This window comes from Amycolatopsis rhizosphaerae (assembly GCF_007713715.1).
GTDB lineage: Bacteria > Actinomycetota > Actinomycetes > Mycobacteriales > Pseudonocardiaceae > Amycolatopsis_E > Amycolatopsis_E rhizosphaerae.
The window spans coordinates 1-1,488 of record NZ_VJWX01000835.1; the positions used below are offsets into that span (position 1 = coordinate 1).

At 69.9% G+C, this 1,488-nt stretch carries 2 protein-coding genes; one reads left to right on the plus strand and one right to left on the minus strand.

The window, feature by feature from the left end; all coding sequences use genetic code 11:
* The coding region (locus FNH05_RS37250) for an alpha/beta hydrolase (protein WP_222426830.1) at positions 1-791 on the minus strand (791 nt) is incomplete at its 3' end.
* Positions 792-861: 70 nt separating this feature from the next.
* Between FNH05_RS37250 and FNH05_RS37255 the strand changes: the two genes are divergently transcribed.
* A complete protein-coding gene (locus FNH05_RS37255; protein WP_144593520.1) occupies positions 862-1,443 on the plus strand; it encodes a TetR-like C-terminal domain-containing protein in 582 nt (193 codons plus the stop codon).
* Positions 1,444-1,488: the final 45 nt, after the last annotated feature.

The window sequence follows — 1,488 nt, forward strand, 5'->3', positions numbered from 1 at the left end:
CTCATGGGCGGTGCGAGGCCGCGCGCGCTCGGCCGTCCTTGCTGCCCGGCGATCCCCGCGGTGGGTCCGTCCATCGGGCCGGGTTCGGCGATGATCGCTCTGTGCACGCGGGTGGCGGCGTTCGGCTCAGCCAGTTCGCGGGTGAGTACGACCGCTCCCGAGGAGAATCCGAGCACGTCGACCGGCCCCTTGTCCAGGTGGTCGATGAACGCTTCGAGATCGCGGACCGATCTGGAGATGCCGTACTCCTCCATGGGAAGCAGCTCGCTTCGTCCGCCGCCCGCGTGCTCGAAGGCGTAGACGTCGTAGCCCTTTCCCGCCAGGAGTTGCAGGAATTGGTGATCGAGCACCGAGATGCCGCGGACGGGTCCCCCGTGCAGGTACACGAGCGGCGTTGCGTGGCGGGTGCCTTCCGGGCCGGGCGGGTAGTGGTACACCGCGACCCGGCTTCCCGTGGCCAGGCTCCACTGCTGCGTCGCCACGAACGGCAGCGACGGCGGATACCGCCGGTCGGTCGGCGCATCCGGGATGCAGACCGACGCCGTCAGCGCCGCGACGACGACCACCGGCAAGAGCGGCACGAGCTTGCGCGGCCATGCACGGCCGCGGACACGCCGGATCGCGACGGCGACACCGGCCGCGACAGTCACCAGCCAGGCCGCGATCCCCGAGGCAGCGCCGTCCGTCAGGACGATCAGCACCAGGAACAGGGCCGCCAAGCCCGCGACGGCCGCCAAAGCCAAGACCAGGCGACCGAGGAAGCGGGCGGAACGGACGAAGGGGTTCGCCATCAGACTCCTTGCGCGAGTTTCAAAACTAAGTTTCAAAACAACGTTAGCACTGTTCGCTAGACTGGTCACCGTGGCAAGGCCGAGGACGAACGACGACACCGTGAAGGAACGCCTTGTCGAGTCGGCCATCGAGTTGTTCGCCACCCGGCCACGCGAGTCGATCACGGTCCGCGCACTGGCGGCCGCCGCCGGAACCGCCACGGCCGCGGTGTACACGCTGTTCGGCAGCAAGGACGCGTTGATCGACGAAGCCCGAAACAGGGCGGTCGCCGGACTGTTCCACGACTTGGCGGCGGTGCCGACCTCCGACGACCCGGTCGCCGACCTCTACGCCCTCGGCGCGGCATACCGGCGCTGGGGACGCGAGCACCCGCACCTCTACGGGGTGCTGTTCGGCGGGGTGCAGACCTTCGACCCGTCCGGCGCGATCGGCACCGGCGACCCCGTCCGGCCGCTCATGCACGCCATCGACCGCGCACTGGCGGAGTCCGCACTCACCGGCGACGCGACATCGATCGCGCTCTCGCTCTGGGTGACCCTGCACGGCCTCGTGACCCTCGAACTGGCGGGAGCACTCGACACCGCCACAGCCGAGCACACCTTCCGCTCGGCGATCCCCGCAACCCTCCGCGGCTGGGCGCCGAGCCGGTAGCCCGACTGCCCGAAATGGCCGTGAGGGGCCCCCTCACGGCCATAT